This is a genomic window from Escherichia sp. MOD1-EC4550 (genome assembly GCF_963876935.1).
GTDB classification, from domain to species: Bacteria; Pseudomonadota; Gammaproteobacteria; order Enterobacterales; family Enterobacteriaceae; genus Escherichia; species Escherichia coli_F.
In genome coordinates, this window is record NZ_CAWNSE010000023.1 from 215646 (window position 1) to 234387 (window position 18742).

Here is an 18742-nt window from a genome sequence, read left to right on the forward strand (position 1 = left end):
GGTTATTCTCCCCGTGAGTCAGCGTTATCTTTCTTTTGCTGACGACCCAGTTCACGCACCGCCATCACGCTGACACCGGCAACCAGCCCAACCACACCGCCGAGCAAACCGATAGCGCCCGCAGAGACGTTGCCGCCCTCTTTAGCGTTAACATCCGGTTTCTGCGAACGCGGAGTCTGGTTTTCGACGTTGGCAAGCTGATGGATGCCTTTATGGAAGCCGATACCTTCTTCGTTACAGCCATAGCACGGGTGACCAATCGCCACCGGCCACACACCACCAACATCGCAGAATTGCAGCGTTGAGCAGTTGCCGTAAGTTTCTGGCCCTTTACAGCCGAGGTGGTACAGGCACCAGCCTTCGCGGTGGCCTTCATCACCGAACTCTTTGGCAAAACGACCAGCATCGAAGTGCGGGCGGCGTTCGCAGTGTTCGTGAATCAGACGGCCATAGGCGAAAGTCGGACGGTTTTTGTCATCCAGTTTCGGCGGTTTGCCGTAAGTGATGATGTGCGCAACGGTCGCGAGGAAGTTGTGCGGGTTCGGTGGGCAGCCCGGAATGTTGATAACGGTTTTGCCCGGCAGAACTTCTTGCAGGCTGACAGCGCCAGTTGGGTTAACTCCAGCTGCGGCAACACCGCCCCACGCAGAGCAGGAACCGATAGCGATAATGGCTGCTGCGCCTTCCGCCGCTTTGCGGATGTGATCCACAATCGGCTCACCGGCAACCATGCAATAAATACCATTATCTTTTAATGGGATGGAACCATCCACCACTAACACATACTGCCCTTTGTACTTCTCGAGAGCGTTATGTTTGTTCTCTTCGACCTGATGACCGAAGGCGGCGGAAAGCACTTCGTGATACTCCAGAGAGATAGTCTCCAGCACGAGGTTTTCTACCGTTGGATGCGTTGCACGAAGCAGAGATTCCGTACAACCGGTGCACTCCTGCGCGCCAATCCAGATAACTGGCGGACGCTGCGGGTTAGTAACCGATTCGGCCATTTCTGCAGCGGCTTTGCTACTTAACCCCATGGTGGCGGCTAATGCTGCACAAAGCTTCATGAAATCACGACGGTTAATGCCGTGAGAATGGATGAGGGTGTTATCTCCAGTCATTTATAGTTATTCCGTTGCGAAGACCTGGCATATATTTTGCCTCAATCGCAAAATCAATAATGCGATCGATGCGCCATTTACCACACATTTATTATGGTTATCGATATCATGATACTGCGGCGGGGCACTAAAACGAAGGGAATAAGCATTAGTGTAATTAATTAAAGCAAGATAATACGTATGTTTGATCAATTTTCGAGGCGATAACCGGCCATAAAAAAGCGCAACGTAGAACAGGAATTATTCTCACGAAAGAAATCCATTACCATCTCTTTATCCAGTCCATAGCGGCGCGTCAGAATCCCCGCTTCCCAGGCGCTAAGCTGGCGATCTCCGGTCTTTTCGTACATCCGGTGTGAGTAGCCTAATACAAAACCGCGTTTATAATCGGCACAGTATTTTGTCACATTAACCGCACTGTCGGCATGCGTTGCTTTTAATCCCGCCATTAAGCCTTTACCAAAATGGTTATTCATCGTTCACCTTATTCGCTATATATTGTCATATATAGCGATATTTTAGGCAAAGAACGACTTTTGCGCACGCTATTTTTTCATGCTTGTTTAAGACGTAATCCCGTAAGAGATAAACCTATCAGGAGAGATATTTATCGAACCATTTCAGCGTCCTTTGCCAGGCAAGATCGGCGGCAGATTTGTCATAACGGGGCGTGGAATCATTATGGAATCCGTGATTAACCCCCGGATAGATATACGCCTCATAGACCTTATTATTGGCTTTCAACGCCGCCTCGTAAGCGGGCCAGCCCTCGTTGATTCGGGTATCCAGTTCCGCGTAGTGGAGCAGTAAAGGCGCTTCAATCTTCGCCACATCGGCAGTGGGTGCCTGACGACCATAAAACGGCACCGCGCAGGCCAGTTCCGGATACGCGACAGCCGCCGCGTTCGATACACCACCGCCATAGCAAAATCCGGTAATACCCACTTTGCCTGTCGCTTGCGGATAGCGTTGCATAAACTCAATTGCGGCAAAGAAATCATTCATCAGTTTGGTTGGATCAACCTGCTGTTGCAGCTCACGACCTTTATCATCATTACCCGGATAACCTCCAACGGAACTTAAGCCGTCAGGTGCCAGGGCGATATACCCCGCCTTCGCTACTCGCCGTGCCACATCTTCGATATACGGATTCAGTCCACGATTCTCATGCACCACCACCACGGCTGGCGTTTTGCCGCTCATCTTTGCGGGCTTCACCAGATAACCCCGTACCTCGCCGTGACCATTTGGCGAAGAATACGTGATGTACTCAGCAACAATTTCCGGGTCGGTAAACTCTACCTGAGTCGCCAGCGCATAATTTGGCTTGAGCAAATCAAACAACGCTAATGCCGTCATCCCGCCCACCGCATACTTCGCCGCAAGGTTGAGGAACTCACGTTTCGAAATTTTCCCGTGAGCGTAATAGTCGTAGTAATCCAGCAACTCTTGTGGGAAATCTTTAGCGGTCAGACGCGGCATCATTGCACTCCTCAATTGGTGTTTTTTTAAGCAAAGCATAAGCACGTGTTTTTGCCCAGTTTTTCGTCACACTGTGAGCGATGCTACGGGATCCCCCCTGGTAAATCGCTAAACTGGAAACATTGTTTCGAAATTGAATGGTGGAAAGGAGAGGTCATGGTCTGGTTAGCGAATCCCGAACGTTACGGGCAGATGCAATACCGCTATTGCGGAAAAAGCGGTTTACGCCTGCCCGCGTTATCGCTCGGTTTATGGCACAATTTCGGTCACGTTAACGCACTGGAATCACAGCGTGCGATCCTGCGCAAAGCGTTTGATTTGGGCATTACGCACTTTGATTTAGCCAACAATTACGGGCCGCCTCCAGGAAGCGCAGAAGAGAACTTTGGTCGCCTGCTGCGGGAGGATTTTGCCGCTTATCGCGATGAACTGATTATCTCTACCAAAGCCGGATACGATATGTGGCCCGGCCCGTACGGCTCTGGCGGCTCACGTAAATACCTGCTCGCCAGCCTCGACCAAAGCCTGAAGCGGATGGGGCTGGAGTATGTCGATATCTTTTACTCTCATCGCGTCGATAAAAATACGCCGATGGAAGAAACCGCCTCTGCGCTGGCTCATGCGGTACAAAGCGGTAAGGCGCTTTATGTCGGGATCTCCTCTTACTCGCCAGAGCGGACGCAAAAAATGGTCGAGTTGCTGCGCGAGTGGAAAATTCCGCTGTTAATTCATCAACCTTCGTACAATTTACTGAACCGCTGGGTGGATAAAAGCGGCCTGCTGGATACCCTGCAACATAACGGCGTGGGCTGCATTGCCTTTACTCCTCTGGCCCAGGGATTGCTGACCGGAAAATATCTCAACGGTATTCCTGAAAATTCACGTATGCATCGTGAAGGGAATAAAGTTCGTGGCCTGACGCCGAAAATGCTCACCGAAGCCAACCTCAACAGCCTGCGGTTATTGAATGAAATGGCACAGCAGCGTGGACAATCAATGGCGCAAATGGCGTTAAGCTGGTTGCTGAAAGATGAGCGAGTGACGTCGGTATTGATTGGTGCCAGCCGCGCGGAGCAACTTGAGGAGAACGTGCAGGCGCTGAATAATCTGACATTTAGCACCGAGGAGCTGGCGCAGATTGATCAGCATATCGCCGATGGCGAGCTGAATCTGTGGCAGGCGTCTTCCGATAAATGACCTGTTAATAACGGGCGCGAGAACCGCGCCCGAATCAGATCAGTGATTATGACGAGTCAGTCGGTCAAGATAGCCCATCACAAATGCAGAGAGCACAAACGTCAGATGGATAATGACGTACCACATCAGTTTGTTATCAGGGACATTTTTCGCATCCATAAAGACGCGCAGTAAGTGAATGGAAGAAATTGCCACAATCGACGCTGCTACTTTGTTTTTCAGCGACGTTGCGTCCATTTTCCCCAGCCAGTTCAGCTTCTCTTTGTTCTCGGAGATATCCAGCTGCGAGACGAAATTCTCATAACCGGAAAACATCACCATCACCAGCAAACCGCCAACTAGCGTCATATCCACCAGCGACAGCAACACGAGGATCAAATCTGATTCCGCCATCGAGAAGATATTCGGCAGTACGTGAATAATCTCCTGGAAGAACTTCAGCGCCAGAGCAACTAACGCCAGCGAAAGGCCAAAGTACACGGGGGCAAGCAGCCAGCGAGAAGCATACATTGCATTTTCAAGAAAACGTTCCATACATTCCTGTCGTGTAGTTAAAACGGGCAACAGTATATCGCAATTGAGTAAACAGCGCGCAACAGCAAATCAACATATCCGTTAAACCTTTGTCGCATAAATCCGAGGTTTAGGGATCTTCCTGGTTCCCTTATCAACGCATCGAGAGCGTCTACCCTTAAAGGACGTTGAACCTGAAGGGAGAAAAACAATGTCTCATTTAAAAGACCCGACCACGCAGTATTACACTGGTGAATATCCCAAACAGAAACAACCGACGCCAGGCATCCAGGCGAAGATGACTCCAGTGCCGGATTGCGGCGAGAAAACCTATGTTGGTAGCGGTCGCCTGAAAGATCGTAAAGCACTGGTGACAGGGGGCGATTCCGGAATCGGTCGTGCTGCCGCCATCGCTTACGCGCGTGAAGGCGCTGACGTAGCGATCAGTTATCTTCCCGTGGAAGAAGAAGACGCTCAGGATGTGAAAAAAATCATTGAAGAATGCGGACGCAAAGCCGTCCTGCTGCCTGGCGATTTAAGCGATGAGAAGTTTGCCCGTTCGCTGGTTCACGAAGCGCATAAGGCGTTAGGCGGGCTGGATATTATGGCGCAGGTCGCCGGGAAACAGGTTGCTATTCCTGATATTGCAGACCTCACCAGCGAACAGTTTCAAAAGACGTTTGCCATTAACGTTTTCGCACTGTTCTGGCTCACCCAGGAAGCGATCCCCCTGCTACCGAAAGGTGCCAGTATCATCACCACTTCGTCAATCCAGGCGTACCAGCCAAGCCCACATTTGCTGGACTATGCGGCTACAAAGGCGGCGATTCTGAACTACAGCCGTGGTCTGGCGAAGCAGGTCGCGGAGAAAGGTATTCGGGTGAATATTGTTGCACCAGGCCCTATCTGGACGGCACTGCAAATTTCCGGTGGACAGACGCAGGATAAGATCCCGCAGTTTGGTCAGCAAACACCAATGAAACGTGCAGGACAACCGGCGGAGCTGGCCCCAGTGTATGTTTATCTGGCAAGTCAGGAGTCGAGCTATGTCACTGCAGAAGTGCACGGCGTGTGCGGCGGCGAGCATTTAGGCTAAAAAAATGCCCGGTTGCGAAAAGCAACCGGGCATCATTATGCATTTAACTCTTGCCGGATGCGGTCTAAACGCCTTATCCGGCCTACATGTCATGCAAATTCAATATGTTGCAATATATTTTGTAGGCCTGAAAAGCGTAGCGCATCAGGCATTGAGCACCGAATGCCGGATGCGGCGTGAACGCCTTATCCGGCCTACAAATTCATGCAAATTCAATATGTTGCAATATATTTTGTAGGCCTGATAAGCGTAGCGCATCAGGCAATTGTCTTTACTTCGCTTTGGCAGTTTCTTCGCCGACCAGACCTATCTTCAGGTAACCCGCCTGATGCAGCGTATCCATTACCTTCATCAACGTCTCGTAATCGACAGTTTTATCCGCACGGAAGAAGATAGTGGTATCTTTCTTACCTTCGGTTAACGCATTCAGCGCTGTAACCATTGTTTCATCGGTGACCGGATCGTTACCGATAAACATCGAGTTGTCCGCCTTCACCGACAGATAAACCGGTTTTTCCGGACGAGGCTGCGGCGTGCTGGTAGAAGCAGGCAAATTCACCTTCACATCTACCGTCGCTAACGGCGCTGCCACCATAAAGATAATCAGCAGAACCAACATCACGTCGATAAACGGCGTCACGTTGATATCATGCATTTCGCCGTTATCGTCGAGGTTTTCGTTAAGATGCATTGCCATCGAACATTATCCTGCGCGTAATTTTTGGGCGACACGAACCGGATGCGCAGCGGCGCTGGCTTCCAGATCCAGGTCACGACTTTGCAGCAATAATACCTGCGCTGCGACATCACCCAGCATCGCTTTAAAGCCGCCAATCTGACGTGCAAATACGTTATAGATAACGACCGCCGGAATCGCTGCCACGAGGCCGATTGCCGTTGCTAACAGAGCTTCTGCGATACCCGGCGCAACGACAGCCAGATTAGTGGTCTGCGTTTGCGCAATACCGATAAAGCTGTTCATGATGCCCCAGACCGTACCAAAGAGGCCCACAAACGGCGAAATCGCGCCGATGGTTGCAAGGTAGCCGTTACCGCGGCCCATTTGACGCCCCACGGCGGCGACCCGACGCTCCAGACGGAAGCTGGTACGTTCTTTAATACCTTCGTTATCGTCGCTGCCTTCTGACAGTTCCAGCTCATCCTGCGCTTCATTGAGCAAATGCAGGCTTAAGCTTTTGCTACCAAAATCAGCGGCGATATCGTTGGCCTGGTTCAAGGAACGCGCTTGGGCCAGCAGTTGCTGTTCGCGTTTCAGGCGACGCTTCTGATTGAAGAACTCAACGCTCTTACTGAAGAAGATTGCCCAGGTGACTACGGAGGCCAAAATAAGCCCAATCATCACGCACTTAACGACAATATCGGCGTGCTGATACATACCCCAGACGGAAAGGTCCGTCTGCATTAAATTATTACCCACTGTGTATCTCCAGGACGCAAGTCACAAAATCTGCGCATAATAATATCAAAACGGCGTCGAATTGATAGTCGTTCTCATTACTATTTGCATACTGCCGTACCTTTGCTTTCTTTTCCTTGCGTTTACGCAGTAAAAAAGTCACCAGCACGCCATTTGCAAAAATTTTCTGCTTTATGCCAATTCTTCAGGATGCGCCCGCGAATATTCATGCTAGTTTAGACATCCAGACGTATAAAAACAGGAATCCCGACATGGCGGACAAAAAGCTTGATACTCAACTGGTGAACGCAGGACGCAGCAAAAAATACACTCTCGGCGCGGTAAATAGCGTGATTCAGCGCGCTTCTTCGCTGGTCTTTGACAGTGTGGAAGCCAAAAAACACGCGACACGCAATCGCGCCAATGGCGAGTTGTTTTATGGACGGCGTGGAACGTTAACCCATTTCTCCTTACAAGAAGCGATGTGCGAACTGGAAGGTGGCGCAGGCTGCGTGCTGTTCCCCTGCGGGGCGGCGGCGGTTGCTAATTCCATTCTTGCTTTTGTCGAACAGGGCGATCATGTGTTGATGACCAACACCGCCTATGAACCGAGTCAGGATTTCTGTAGCAAAATCCTCAGCAAACTGGGCGTAACGACATCGTGGTTTGATCCGCTGATTGGCGCGAATATTGTTAAACATCTGCAGCCAAACACTAAAATTGTATTTCTGGAATCGCCGGGCTCCATCACCATGGAAGTCCACGACGTTCCGACGATTGTTGCCGCCGTGCGCAGTGTGGTGCCGGATGCCATCATTATGATCGATAACACCTGGGCGGCCGGTGTGCTGTTTAAGGCGCTGGATTTTGGCATCGATGTTTCCATTCAGGCCGCTACCAAATATCTGGTTGGGCATTCAGATGCGATGATTGGTACTGCCGTATGCAATGCCCGTTGCTGGGAGCAGCTACGGGAGAATGCCTATCTGATGGGGCAGATGGTCGATGCCGATACCGCCTATATAACCAGCCGTGGCCTGCGCACTTTGGGTGTTCGCCTGCGTCAACATCACGAAAGTAGCCTGAAAGTAGCTGAATGGCTGGCGGAACATCCGCAAGTAGCGCGAGTTAACCACCCTGCTCTGCCTGGCAGTAAAGGTCACGAATTCTGGCAACGAGACTTTACAGGTAGCAGCGGGCTATTTTCCTTTGTGCTTAAGAAAAAACTCAATGATGAAGAACTGGCGAACTATCTGGATAACTTCAGTTTATTCAGCATGGCCTACTCGTGGGGCGGGTATGAATCGTTGATCCTGGCAAATCAACCAGAACATATCGCCGCCATTCGCCCGCAAGGCGAGATCGATTTTAGCGGGACCTTGATTCGCCTGCATATTGGTCTGGAAGATGTCGATGATTTGATTGCCGATCTGGACGCCGGTTTTGCGCGAATTGTGTAATGTTGCCAGTTTGGACAAATTTGCAGACATTTAATTGTGAAAAGTCTTAAATTGTTGCGTCCGGGATCAAGGCGTCCCGGGTGATTCAGGAGTACAATAGGCAGATAAAGGCTTAAACGCTGTTCCACAGGAAAGTCCATGGCTGTTATTCAAGATATCATCGCTGCGCTCTGGCAACACGACTTTGCCGCGCTGGCGGATCCTCATATTGTTAGCGTTGTTTACTTTGTCATGTTTGCCACGCTGTTTTTAGAAAACGGCCTGCTGCCCGCCTCATTTTTGCCAGGCGACAGCTTGTTGATACTGGCAGGCGCATTGATTGCCCAGGGGGTTATGGATTTTCTGCCAACGATTGCGATTCTGACCGCCGCAGCAAGTTTGGGCTGCTGGTTAAGTTATATTCAGGGGCGCTGGTTAGGGAATACTAAAACGGTGAAAGGCTGGCTGGCACAGCTTCCTGCCAAATATCACCAGCGTGCTACCTGTATGTTTGACCGTCACGGTCTGCTGGCGCTGCTGGCTGGACGTTTTCTCGCATTTGTCCGTACGCTGTTGCCAACCATGGCGGGTATTTCCGGTCTGCCAAACCGCCGCTTCCAGTTTTTCAACTGGCTAAGCGGATTGCTGTGGGTCAGCGTAGTAACCAGTTTCGGCTATGCCTTAAGCATGATTCCGTTCGTTAAACGGCATGAAGATCAGGTAATGACATTCCTGATGATCCTGCCGATTGCCTTGTTAACTGCAGGCTTGTTAGGCACGCTGTTTGTGGTGATTAAAAAGAAATACTGTAACGCCTGACAATTTCCCCCGTTCCCGGTTGCGGTACCGGGAACGCATTTAACTCCCCTGCATCGCCCGCATTCTTGCCGCATCCTCCCCCGGTGTCACACCAAAGTAACGTTTAAACTCACGGCTAAATTGCGACGCGCTTTCGTAGCCGACGCGCATCGCTGCTGCACTGGCCTTCATGCCGTCGTGGATAATCATCATCCGCGCCTTATGCAGACGGTAATTCTTCAAATACTGCAACGGCGAGGTGCTGGTGACAGACTTAAAATTATGGTGGAACGCCGATACGCTCATGTTGGCTTCTGCCGCCAGTTGCTCGACGCTCAGGTTTTCGGTGTATTTATTCTCAATTCGTTTCAGCACACGACTAATCAGGCTGAAGTGGGTCTGACGGCTGACCAGCGCCAGTAACGCGCCACCGCAAGGTCCGGTCAGCACGTAGTACAGAATTTCGCGGATAATCTGTTTGCCGAGAATACGCGCATCCAGCGGTCGCTCCATCACGTCGAGTAACCGCTCCGCCGCACATAAAATCTCTTCTGATAACGTGGCAGAGTTAATCCCGCTGGCTGCCATCGACGGACGAAAATGCTCATCTTCGCCAATGTCCATCAACAGCTCTTGTAACTGCAAAACATCGACATTGAGACGCACCCCTGCCAGCGGTACCTCTGACGTGGCATAAGTTTCGCACTCAAACGGCAACGGCACCGTCAGCAGCAGATATTCATTGGCATCATAACGAAACACGCGTTCATTGATATAACCGATTTTATGCCCAGAAAAGAGAATTATGATGCCAGGCTCGTACATCACCGGCGTACGTGCGAAAGGCGTCTCGCCATACAACAAACGCACATCGGGCAATAGCTCTGACAAACTATTTTCTTTATTTTTCAGTTTATTAACTTTACCCGCCAGCAAGCGGCAAATCTCTTCACGTTTCATATCGCGTAATTTCTTAGGAATAATGCGGCAATTTGATTGTGCGCAATTTTGTAGCATTTCTCCAGCACTCTGGAGAAATAGGCAAGACATTGGCAGAAATGAGCATTGAGAGGTACGGCGCTGGCGACCACAATGAAATACATCAGGCAGACCGATCTCTGCCCTCATATTGACCCAGCAAAGGGAGCAAGTAATGAACAACTTTAATCTGCACACCCCAACCCGCATTCTTTTTGGTAAAGGCGCAATCGCTGGTTTACGCGAACAAATTCCTCACGATGCACGCGTATTGATTACCTACGGCGGCGGCAGCGTGAAAAAAACCGGCGTTCTCGATCAAGTTCTGGATGCCCTGAAAGGCATGGACGTGCTGGAATTTGGCGGTATTGAGCCAAACCCGGCTTATGAAACGCTGATGAATGCCGTGAAACTGGTTCGCGAACAGAAAGTAACCTTCCTGCTGGCGGTTGGCGGCGGTTCTGTACTGGACGGCACCAAATTTATCGCTGCGGCGGCTAACTATCCAGAAAATATCGATCCGTGGCACATTCTGCAAACGGGCGGTAAAGAGATTAAAAGCGCTATCCCGATGGGCTGTGTGCTGACGCTGCCAGCGACCGGTTCAGAATCCAACGCAGGTGCGGTCATCTCCCGTAAAACTACAGGCGACAAGCAGGCGTTCCATTCTGCCCATGTTCAGCCGGTATTTGCCGTGCTCGATCCGGTTTATACCTACACTCTGCCGCCGCGTCAGGTGGCTAACGGTGTAGTGGATGCCTTTGTGCACACCGTGGAACAGTATGTTACCAAACCGGTTGATGCCAAAATTCAGGACCGTTTCGCAGAAGGCATTTTGTTGACGCTGATCGAAGATGGTCCGAAAGCCCTGAAAGAGCCAGAAAACTACGATGTACGCGCCAACGTTATGTGGGCGGCGACTCAGGCGCTGAACGGTTTAATTGGCGCAGGTGTACCCCAGGATTGGGCAACGCATATGCTGGGCCACGAACTGACTGCGATGCACGGTCTGGATCACGCGCAAACGCTGGCTATCGTCCTGCCTGCACTGTGGAATGAGAAACGCGACACTAAACGCGCTAAACTGCTGCAATATGCTGAACGCGTCTGGAACATCACAGAAGGTTCTGACGATGAGTGTATTGACGCCGCGATTGCCGCAACCCGCAATTTCTTTGAGCAATTAGGCGTGCCGACCCACCTCTCCGACTACGGTCTGGACGGCAGCTCCATCCCGGCTTTGTTGAAAAAACTGGAAGAGCACGGTATGACCCAACTGGGCGAAAATCATGACATTACGCTGGATGTCAGCCGCCGCATATACGAAGCCGCCCGCTAAGCTTTTTACGCCTCAAACTTTCGTTTTCGGGCATTTCGTCCAGACTTAAGTTCACAACACCTCACCGGAGCCAGCTCCGGTGAGTTCATATAAAGGAGGAACGTATGGCTAATCCAACCGTTATTAAGCTACAGGATGGCAATGTCATGCCCCAGTTGGGACTGGGCGTCTGGCAAGCAAGTAATGAGGAAGTAATCACCGCCATTCAAAAAGCGTTAGACGTGGGTTATCGCTCGATTGATACCGCCGCGGCCTATAAGAACGAAGAAGGTGTCGGCAAAGCCCTGAAAAATGCCTCAGTTAACAGAGAAGAACTGTTCATCACCACTAAACTTTGGAACGACGACCACAAGCGCCCCCGCGAAGCCCTGCTCGACAGCCTGAAAAAACTCCAGCTTGATTATGTCGACCTTTACTTAATGCACTGGCCCGTTCCTGCTATCGACCACTATGTCGAAGCATGGAAGGGCATGATCGAATTGCAAAAAGAGGGCTTAATCAAAAGCATCGGCGTGTGCAACTTCCAGATCCATCACCTGCAACGCCTGATTGATGAAACTGGCGTGACGCCGGTGATAAACCAGATTGAACTCCACCCGCTGATGCAGCAACGCCAGCTTCACGCCTGGAACGCGACACACAAAATCCAGACCGAATCCTGGAGCCCATTAGCGCAAGGTGGGAAAGGCGTTTTCGATCAGAAAGTCATTCGCGATCTGGCAGATAAATACGGCAAAACCCCGGCGCAGATTGTTATCCGCTGGCATCTGGATAACGGCCTGGTGGTGATCCCGAAATCGGTCACACCTTCACGTATTGCCGAAAACTTTGATGTCTGGGATTTCCGTCTCGACAAAGACGAGCTAGGTGAAATTGCCAAACTCGACCAGGGCAAACGCCTCGGCCCCGATCCCGACCAGTTCGGCGGCTAACGCGCAAATTCTTCCGGTGGCGGTAATGTTCCGCTACCGGACTTTTCAGAAATCATTTATTCCCCTCGCGTCACGCCCATTGTTACTCTTCCTTGTTCAGGAACGCCAAATATAAGGGCATCATCATGCAGAGCCGGAAGCTCTTAAAGGAACAACTCATTTACATCCGGGATGAACGCAACGGAGAGGTGAAAAACAGATGAAAATAATACTTCTGTTTTTAGCAGCCCTGGCAAGTTTTACCGTACACGCACAGCCTCCCTCACAGACCGTAGAACAAACAGTCCGGCAGATTTATCAGAACTATAAATCAGATGCCAGTACGCCTTATTTCGGTGAAACCGGAGAGCGAGCGATAACATCTTCGCGTATTCAACAGGCGCTTACCTTGAACGACAATCTTACGCTGCCGGGCAATATTGGCTGGCTGGATTATGATCCAGTTTGTGATTGTCAGGATTTTGGCGATCTGGTGTTAGAAAGCGTAGCGATAACCCAACCTGACGCCGATCATGCCGATGCCGTTGTGCGCTTTCGTATCTTTAAAGACGATAAAGAAAAGACCACGCAGACACTGAAAATGGTGGCGGAAAATGGTCGTTGGGTCATTGACGATATTGTCAGCAATCATGGCAGCGTCTTACAAGCAGTTAATAGCGAGAATGAAAAAAAGCTGGTAGCTATAGCTTCGTTGCAAAAAGAACAGCCGGAAGCCTTTGTTGCCGAACTCTTTGAACATATTGCTGATTATAGCTGGCCGTGGACGTGGGTGGTTTCCGACTCTTACCGCCAGGCGGTCAATGCCTTCTATAAAACCACCTTCAAGACTGCCAACAATCCCGATGAAGATATGCAAATAGAACGGCAATTTATTTACGACAATCCGATCTGTTTTGGCGAAGAGTCGCTATTTTCACGCGTTGATGAAATCCGTGTCCTGGAGAAAACCACCGATTCCGCCCGCATTCATGTTCGTTTTACGCTGACCAATGGCAACAACGAAGAGCAAGAACTGGTTTTACAGCGGCGCGAAGGTAAGTGGGAAATCGCTGATTTTATCCGCCCGAACAGCGGCAGCCTACTTAAGCAAATTGAGGCAAAAACCGCCGCCAGATTAAAGCAATAGCTGAATTAAATAACAATTAGTCGGAACAATAAATAAAAGGGAATACTATATGAAAACGATTTTCACCGTGGGGGCTGTTGTTCTGGCAACCTGCTTGCTCAGCGGCTGCGTCAATGAGCAAAAGGTCAATCAGCTGGCGAGCAACGTACAGACGTTAAATGCCAAAATTGCCCGACTTGAGCAGGATATGAAAGCATTACGCCCGCAAATCTATGCGGCAAAATCCGAAGCTAACAGAGCCAATACGCGCCTTGACGCCCAGGACTATTTCGATTGCCTGCGCTGCTTACGTATGTATGCGGAATGACGGTTCTGGAATTCATAATGAACAAACTTATCTTATCCATTCCGCTGGCGCTGTGTCTTGCTGGCTGTACCAGCAATGCCAAAATTGAACACCTGGAACATGATATTCAGGCATTGAATAACAAAATTAATCAACTGCAACAGGATATTGACGCCCTGCGTCCGGAAATTCAGCAAGTTAAAGACGAAACAGCAAGAGCGCATTACCGCTTAGACGTTCGTAACAGTCCTTATAAACCAAGGTTATAAATTTCCCGGCAGCATCATTGCTGCCGGGCACATTTCACTTAACGACCTGCCACCGCTTTAGGGCGTTTCTTCGCGCCAGCATTCACCGGGCGAGATGGCGTAGACGACGCTTTTTTTGCCGTAGCAGGTGTCTGACGCAGGGTCGCCATCGGCGTATGTTTAGTCAACGCCGGACGGGTATTGCGGTTCTGACGGCGGGCTTCGCGCATCTCTTCAATGGTTGGCGCAGGCACTAAGCAATCACGACGGCTGCCAATCAGATGCTTTTTACCCATCGCTTCCAGCGCCTGACGGATTAACGGCCAGTTTGCCGGATCGTGGTAACGCAGCAACGCTTTATGCAAACGACGCTGCTTGTCACCCTTCGGCACGAAGACGTCTTCACTCTTATAACCGATCTTCGCCAGCGGGTTTTTCCCGGTGTAATACATGGTGGTTGAGTTAGCCAACGGCGACGGGTAGAAGTTCTGTACCTGATCGAGACGGAAGCGATGCTTTTTCAGCCACAGCGCCAGATTCACCATATCTTCATCACGCGTACCGGGGTGCGCGGAGATGAAATAGGGGATCAGATACTGCTCTTTACCTGCCTGTTTCGAGTAAGTATCGAACAGCTCTTTAAAGCGGTCATAGCTGCCCATGCCCGGCTTCATCATCTTCGACAACGGCCCTTCTTCGGTATGTTCCGGAGCAATCTTCAGATAACCGCCGACGTGATGGGTCGCCAACTCTTTGATATAGCGCGGATCTTCCACGGCGATGTCATAACGTACGCCTGAGGCGATGAGGATTTTTTTAATGCCTTTCAGATCACGCGCACGGCGATAGAGGTTGATCGTCGGTTCGTGGTTAGTGTCCATGTGCGGACAAATATCCGGATAAACGCACGACAAACGACGGCAGGTTTGCTCAGCGCGTGGCGATTTGCAGCGCAACATATACATGTTGGCAGTTGGCCCACCGAGATCGGAAATTACGCCCGTAAAACCTGGAACGGTGTCGCGGATCGCTTCGATCTCATTAATGATCGAATCTTCCGAACGGCTCTGAATAATGCGCCCTTCGTGCTCGGTAATAGAGCAGAAAGAGCAGCCGCCAAAGCAGCCACGCATAATGTTGACCGAGAAACGGATCATTTCGTAAGCCGGAATACGGGCATTGCCATAGGCCGGATGCGGCACGCGCTTGTACGGCAGCGCAAAAACGCTGTCCATCTCTTCGGTAGAAAGCGGGATAGCAGGCGGGTTGATCCACACATAGCGGTCGCCGTGTTTTTGCATCAATGCGCGGGCGCAGCCAGGGTTGGTTTCGTGGTGCAGAATGCGCGAAGCATGGGCGTACAGCACTTTATCGCCCTTCACTTTCTCGAAAGAAGGCAGCAATACGTAGGTTTTTTCCCACGGTTTCGGGCGCGGCGGCTGCACGGTTACGGCTTTCGCTTCCTGCTTTTTCGGCGCAACAGGTTTGTTATCCGCGCACGGCAGATCTTCGCCATACGGATGCGGGATCGGGTCGATTTTCCCTGGGGTATCGAGACGGGTGGAATCCACGCCGCTCCAGCCTGGCAACGCCTCTTTTACGATAATCGCAGTATTACGCACATCGCGGATTTCACTAATCGGCTCACCCATCGCCAGACGATGCGCCACTTCCACCAGCGGACGCTCACCGTTACCGAACATCAGCATGTCGGCTTTGGAATCCACCAGCACGGAACGGCGCACGGTATCAGACCAGTAATCATAATGCGCGGTACGACGCAAACTAGCCTCAATACCGCCGAGGATCACCGGCACATCTTTCCACGCCTCTTTACAACGTTGGGTGTAAACCAGTGTGGCGCGATCCGGGCGCTTACCCGCAACGTTATCCGGCGTGTAGGCATCGTCATGACGTAAACGGCGATCGGCAGTATAGCGGTTGATCATCGAGTCCATGTTGCCAGCAGTAACACCGAAAAACAGATTCGGTTTACCCAGACGCATAAAGTCGTCTTTGCTGCTCCAGTCTGGCTGGGCGATGATCCCGACACGGAAGCCCTGCGCTTCCAGCATACGACCGCAAATCGCCATCCCGAAGCTTGGGTGATCGACATACGCGTCGCCAGTAACCAAAATGATGTCGCAGCTATCCCAGCCAAGTTGATCCATCTCTTCACGAGACATCGGCAAAAACGGTGCCGGTCCAAAACAGGCGGCCCAGTACTGCGGCCAGGAGAACAGGTCGCGATCCGGTTGGATCAGGGAGATAGAGCTCATTTTGCTTCCAGAAATGGTAAAAAAATAATCAAAGGCCGGGGATTATAAGCCGGAACGAAAGAGAAATCGAAAAGTATTCCATACTCGCCCTCTCGGGCGAATATGGCGATTACGGTACCGGATTGACCAACAGTTGCCCAATCGAGCCACGGTCCGCCATTTCCAGCGTCTGACTGTTGAAGTAGAACGGGAAGTGCGCCCAGGAAGGCTGACCGAAATAAACAAGCAGCTCCACTTGTCCGTCAACCCAAACGGTATCTTTCCAGCCTCTGTCTTCCGGGAACGGCATCGCGCCATTCACGTTACGGATCTGGAACATCACGCCTTCAATATGGAACGCTTGCGGCTCGTCCGCGCGTACCGTCCAGCGTTCCCACGTTCCTTGCTGCGCGGTGACATCAATACGGTTGACGTCCCACAGCTGCCCATTGATACCCGGGTCATCACCCAGACTGATATCGCGACTGCGAATCGGCGAACCGGCCATAATTTCAGTTGGCAGCAGGCGCATCGGCAGGCTGTCAGTAACCAGCGGCAGTAGCCCGGTCGGGCGCAACGTGAGCACCAGCGTAGAAACCAGAATGCTGGATGGCTCAAAGAAGCCACGAATACGATCAACAATGCTCGCCGCTTCGCCACAGGTGATCGACACTTCATCACCGTTGCTCATATCCACCAGAATCTCGCGGCGCTCGCCCGGTGCCAGCGAAAGTTGCTTCACCGATACAGGAGCAGGCAAGAATCCCTGATCGCCAGAAATCACATGTAACGGGCGACCATCGCTCATCTGTAGTTGATAGCGACGAGAGTTCGACGCGTTCAACAGACGCAAGCGCACCCAGCCACGCGAGACTTCAACGTACGGGCTTTGTACACCGTTGACCAGCAGCGTATCTCCAACAAAGCCGCCGCTTCCCGGTTCGTTGTATTCTGGCGTACCAAAGTTATCCAGCCGTTTATCCTGGATAATGACCGGAAAATCATCCACACCATAATGGTTGGGGATAGGCAGCGACTTGCTGACTTCATCTTCCACCAGCCACATTCCGGCAAGGCCATTATAGACCTGCTGAGCCGTGCGATTGGGGGTATTAGCGTGATACCACAATGTCGCTGCGTTCTGGCGAATGGGTAATACGGGTGCCCAGTCAGCGTTTGGCGACATCATCCGTGCCGGACCGCCCATCAGCGGGCCAGGCACCTGTAAACCAGACACCGTCATTGAGACATTTTCTGTCAGGCGGTTACTGTAGATCAGCTTAACATCATCGCCCTTCCAGACGCGGATAGTCGGCCCCAGGTAACGACCATTGATTCCCCAGACCGATGCGCGTGTCCCTGGCGTAAATGACCAGTGCGCACGTTGTACAGTCATAAACAGCGGTTGCCCACGGCGAGATTCAAGCAGCGGCGGAACGGGTAGCGGTTGCTGTTGCCCGGCTGCGCTGGCCTTCAGGGGAACAGCGCCTGCACAAAGTGCAATCCCCGATGCCTGAATGAACTGACGCCGACTGAGTGACATATTTGCTCCATGTAAAACTGGCTAAAGTAATACCGTGCAGGAAAGTGTTCCCCGCAAAAATACAGATTGCCGACTTAAACTTTTCCGGCGGCTTCGCGCTCTGCGACTTCTTTATCGAGCTCAGCGATTTTTTGTTCCATTATCGAACGACAATGGGCAGCCAACTCGCGAACCTGATCTTTGCCATACTGACTGACGTCAATTGGCGGCAGCATTTCGACAATCACCAGACCGTTGTGTAGCCGATTAAGATTAATCTTATTCGAAGTTGTAGAGACGCACACGGGAATAATCGGGACGCCTGCCGCAATTGCCGCGTGAAATGCTCCGGTCTTGAACGGCAGCAGGCCGCGACCACGGCTGCGGGTACCTTCCGGGAACATCCAGATGGAAATACGGCGTTTTTTGAAGTGATTCACTACTTCTGCAATGGTGCCGTGAGCTTTAGTGCGGTTATTTCTGTCGATCAATAAGTTGCCGGTTAGCCAGTACAACTGACCAAAGAAGGGGATCCACAGCAAACTCTTTTTACCTACCGTCACCGTCGGCGGTTGCACGATGTTCGATGCTGTCACCATGTCATAGTTGTTCTGGTGGTTAGCAATATAAATAGCATTGCCGTAGCTTTCAGCATCTGCAGGTTTGCGACACTCAACTTTCAGGCCGAACAGCGGCGCAAGACGACCAAACATATGCCCAAAGGTGGCTACATGTTTCGGGTTACGCGGGCTGAAAAGGCAGTAAATGGAGCCGAATACACAGACTAAGATGCTGTAAATCACGGTAATAATAAGACGAAAGATATATAGCATAACACCCTCTGAAGGTCTGAGAGACTGGCATTGTACGTCACCTGAAATCAGGTTAGGGCATTGTTAAAAGCCGCTCTCTGGAAAAGCGTATTGTTAATCGCAACGCATGAATAAACAACGGTTTCAAGGGAATTTTTATCGTTTCCGGGGGTGGAAT

Annotated in this window: 19 protein-coding genes; 9 read left to right on the forward strand and 10 right to left on the reverse strand. The window is 51.2% G+C overall.

Annotation, left to right across the window (positions count from 1 at the left end; genetic code table 11):
- Positions 1–2: 2 nt before the first annotated feature.
- The 3 genes from hybO to yghX form a co-directional block, all read right to left on the reverse strand.
- The gene (gene hybO, locus AACU19_RS17165; RefSeq protein WP_000145410.1) at positions 3–1121 is read right to left on the reverse strand and encodes a hydrogenase 2 small subunit; all 1119 of its coding nucleotides are present in this window, start codon (positions 1119–1121) and stop codon (positions 3–5) included.
- A 188-nt stretch (positions 1122–1309) separates the two neighbouring features.
- Positions 1310–1597 (reverse strand): DUF2623 family protein YghW, encoded by a 288-nt coding sequence (gene yghW, locus AACU19_RS17170; RefSeq protein WP_001059139.1) that lies wholly within the window; start codon positions 1595–1597, stop codon positions 1310–1312.
- Between the two features lie 118 nt (positions 1598–1715).
- Complete coding sequence (yghX, locus tag AACU19_RS17175) at positions 1716–2603, reverse strand: YghX family hydrolase (RefSeq protein ID WP_001360974.1); 888 nt, start codon at positions 2601–2603, stop codon at positions 1716–1718.
- A gap of 156 nt (positions 2604–2759) precedes the next feature.
- On the opposite strand from yghX, the gene gpr reads away from it, so the two are divergent.
- Complete coding sequence (gpr, locus tag AACU19_RS17180; RefSeq protein ID WP_105278332.1) at positions 2760–3800, forward strand: L-glyceraldehyde 3-phosphate reductase; 1041 nt, start codon at positions 2760–2762, stop codon at positions 3798–3800.
- A 39-nt stretch (positions 3801–3839) separates the two neighbouring features.
- Here gpr and AACU19_RS17185 read toward each other — a convergent pair whose 3' ends face one another.
- Positions 3840–4334, reverse strand: a complete 495-nt coding sequence (locus AACU19_RS17185; RefSeq protein WP_000439331.1) for a TIGR00645 family protein — start codon at positions 4332–4334, stop codon at positions 3840–3842.
- A 190-nt stretch (positions 4335–4524) separates the two neighbouring features.
- Here AACU19_RS17185 and yghA point away from each other — a divergent pair, with 190 nt between their 5' ends.
- Positions 4525–5409, forward strand: a complete 885-nt coding sequence (gene yghA / locus AACU19_RS17190) for an NADP(+)-dependent aldehyde reductase (RefSeq protein ID WP_105278333.1) — start codon at positions 4525–4527, stop codon at positions 5407–5409.
- Between the two features lie 271 nt (positions 5410–5680).
- On the opposite strand, the gene exbD is transcribed toward yghA, so the two are convergent.
- Together exbD and exbB are read right to left on the reverse strand one after the other, a co-directional pair.
- Positions 5681–6106, reverse strand: a complete 426-nt coding sequence (gene exbD / locus AACU19_RS17195) for a TonB system transport protein ExbD (RefSeq protein ID WP_001240714.1) — start codon at positions 6104–6106, stop codon at positions 5681–5683.
- Positions 6107–6112: 6 nt separating this feature from the next.
- Positions 6113–6847, reverse strand: a complete 735-nt coding sequence (exbB, locus tag AACU19_RS17200) for a tol-pal system-associated acyl-CoA thioesterase (RefSeq protein ID WP_000527851.1) — start codon at positions 6845–6847, stop codon at positions 6113–6115.
- Positions 6848–7098: 251 nt separating this feature from the next.
- On the opposite strand from exbB, the gene metC reads away from it, so the two are divergent.
- Together metC and yghB are read left to right on the forward strand one after the other, a co-directional pair.
- Positions 7099–8286 (forward strand): cystathionine beta-lyase, encoded by a 1188-nt coding sequence (gene metC / locus AACU19_RS17205; protein ID WP_105278334.1) that lies wholly within the window; start codon positions 7099–7101, stop codon positions 8284–8286.
- Between the two features lie 138 nt (positions 8287–8424).
- Complete coding sequence (gene yghB, locus AACU19_RS17210) at positions 8425–9084, forward strand: DedA family general envelope maintenance protein YghB (RefSeq protein ID WP_000268419.1); 660 nt, start codon at positions 8425–8427, stop codon at positions 9082–9084.
- 39 nt (positions 9085–9123) lie between these two features.
- Here yghB and yqhC read toward each other — a convergent pair whose 3' ends face one another.
- Positions 9124–10023 carry a DNA-binding transcriptional regulator YqhC gene (yqhC, locus tag AACU19_RS17215; RefSeq protein ID WP_140423068.1) on the reverse strand — a complete coding sequence of 300 codons (900 nt, stop codon included), beginning with the start codon at positions 10021–10023 and terminating at the stop codon, positions 9124–9126.
- 193 nt (positions 10024–10216) lie between these two features.
- Between yqhC and yqhD the strand changes: the two genes are divergently transcribed.
- The 5 genes from yqhD (at position 10217) to AACU19_RS17240 (ending at position 13993) form a co-directional block, all read left to right on the forward strand.
- On the forward strand, positions 10217–11380 hold the full coding sequence (yqhD, locus tag AACU19_RS17220; RefSeq protein ID WP_105278335.1) for an alcohol dehydrogenase: 1164 nt from the start codon (positions 10217–10219) through the stop codon (positions 11378–11380).
- Positions 11381–11484: 104 nt separating this feature from the next.
- Positions 11485–12312: a 2,5-didehydrogluconate reductase DkgA gene (dkgA, locus tag AACU19_RS17225; RefSeq protein ID WP_000013131.1), complete on the forward strand. Its 828-nt coding sequence runs from the start codon at positions 11485–11487 to the stop codon at positions 12310–12312.
- A 199-nt stretch (positions 12313–12511) separates the two neighbouring features.
- Complete coding sequence (locus AACU19_RS17230) at positions 12512–13438, forward strand: YbjP/YqhG family protein (RefSeq protein ID WP_105278336.1); 927 nt, start codon at positions 12512–12514, stop codon at positions 13436–13438.
- 49 nt (positions 13439–13487) lie between these two features.
- On the forward strand, positions 13488–13745 hold the full coding sequence (gene yqhH / locus AACU19_RS17235) for a lipoprotein YqhH (RefSeq protein ID WP_000848528.1): 258 nt from the start codon (positions 13488–13490) through the stop codon (positions 13743–13745).
- A 17-nt stretch (positions 13746–13762) separates the two neighbouring features.
- A complete protein-coding gene (locus AACU19_RS17240; RefSeq protein ID WP_001037461.1) occupies positions 13763–13993 on the forward strand; it encodes an LPP leucine zipper domain-containing protein in 231 nt (76 codons plus the stop codon).
- Between the two features lie 38 nt (positions 13994–14031).
- Here the strand turns inward: AACU19_RS17240 and AACU19_RS17245 are convergent, their stop codons facing one another.
- From AACU19_RS17245 to plsC, 3 genes are all read right to left on the reverse strand, one after another.
- Positions 14032–16251 (reverse strand): YgiQ family radical SAM protein, encoded by a 2220-nt coding sequence (locus AACU19_RS17245; protein WP_000095176.1) that lies wholly within the window; start codon positions 16249–16251, stop codon positions 14032–14034.
- 109 nt (positions 16252–16360) lie between these two features.
- Positions 16361–17773, reverse strand: a complete 1413-nt coding sequence (ftsP, locus tag AACU19_RS17250) for a cell division protein FtsP (RefSeq protein ID WP_000059405.1) — start codon at positions 17771–17773, stop codon at positions 16361–16363.
- A gap of 74 nt (positions 17774–17847) precedes the next feature.
- Positions 17848–18585, reverse strand: a complete 738-nt coding sequence (gene plsC, locus AACU19_RS17255) for a 1-acylglycerol-3-phosphate O-acyltransferase (RefSeq protein WP_000965712.1) — start codon at positions 18583–18585, stop codon at positions 17848–17850.
- Positions 18586–18742: the final 157 nt, after the last annotated feature.

What these genes read in the sequence shown, in the direction of transcription:
- hybO (WP_000145410.1), bottom strand. Translation starts at nt 1,121, where the DNA reads ATGACTGGAGATAACACCCTCATCCATTCTCACGGCATTAACCGTCGT.
- AACU19_RS17245 (WP_000095176.1), bottom strand. Translation starts at nt 16,251, where the DNA reads ATGAGCTCTATCTCCCTGATCCAACCGGATCGCGACCTGTTCTCCTGG.
- gpr (WP_105278332.1), top strand. Translation starts at nt 2,760, where the DNA reads ATGGTCTGGTTAGCGAATCCCGAACGTTACGGGCAGATGCAATACCGC.
- yghA (WP_105278333.1), top strand. Translation starts at nt 4,525, where the DNA reads ATGTCTCATTTAAAAGACCCGACCACGCAGTATTACACTGGTGAATAT.
- yqhC (WP_140423068.1), bottom strand. Translation starts at nt 10,023, where the DNA reads ATGAAACGTGAAGAGATTTGCCGCTTGCTGGCGGGTAAAGTTAATAAA.
- AACU19_RS17185 (WP_000439331.1), bottom strand. Translation starts at nt 4,334, where the DNA reads ATGGAACGTTTTCTTGAAAATGCAATGTATGCTTCTCGCTGGCTGCTT.
- yghW (WP_001059139.1), bottom strand. Translation starts at nt 1,597, where the DNA reads ATGAATAACCATTTTGGTAAAGGCTTAATGGCGGGATTAAAAGCAACG.
- dkgA (WP_000013131.1), top strand. Translation starts at nt 11,485, where the DNA reads ATGGCTAATCCAACCGTTATTAAGCTACAGGATGGCAATGTCATGCCC.
- ftsP (WP_000059405.1), bottom strand. Translation starts at nt 17,773, where the DNA reads ATGTCACTCAGTCGGCGTCAGTTCATTCAGGCATCGGGGATTGCACTT.
- plsC (WP_000965712.1), bottom strand. Translation starts at nt 18,585, where the DNA reads ATGCTATATATCTTTCGTCTTATTATTACCGTGATTTACAGCATCTTA.
- AACU19_RS17230 (WP_105278336.1), top strand. Translation starts at nt 12,512, where the DNA reads ATGAAAATAATACTTCTGTTTTTAGCAGCCCTGGCAAGTTTTACCGTA.
- metC (WP_105278334.1), top strand. Translation starts at nt 7,099, where the DNA reads ATGGCGGACAAAAAGCTTGATACTCAACTGGTGAACGCAGGACGCAGC.
- exbD (WP_001240714.1), bottom strand. Translation starts at nt 6,106, where the DNA reads ATGGCAATGCATCTTAACGAAAACCTCGACGATAACGGCGAAATGCAT.
- yghB (WP_000268419.1), top strand. Translation starts at nt 8,425, where the DNA reads ATGGCTGTTATTCAAGATATCATCGCTGCGCTCTGGCAACACGACTTT.
- AACU19_RS17240 (WP_001037461.1), top strand. Translation starts at nt 13,763, where the DNA reads ATGAACAAACTTATCTTATCCATTCCGCTGGCGCTGTGTCTTGCTGGC.
- yqhD (WP_105278335.1), top strand. Translation starts at nt 10,217, where the DNA reads ATGAACAACTTTAATCTGCACACCCCAACCCGCATTCTTTTTGGTAAA.
- yghX (WP_001360974.1), bottom strand. Translation starts at nt 2,603, where the DNA reads ATGCCGCGTCTGACCGCTAAAGATTTCCCACAAGAGTTGCTGGATTAC.
- yqhH (WP_000848528.1), top strand. Translation starts at nt 13,488, where the DNA reads ATGAAAACGATTTTCACCGTGGGGGCTGTTGTTCTGGCAACCTGCTTG.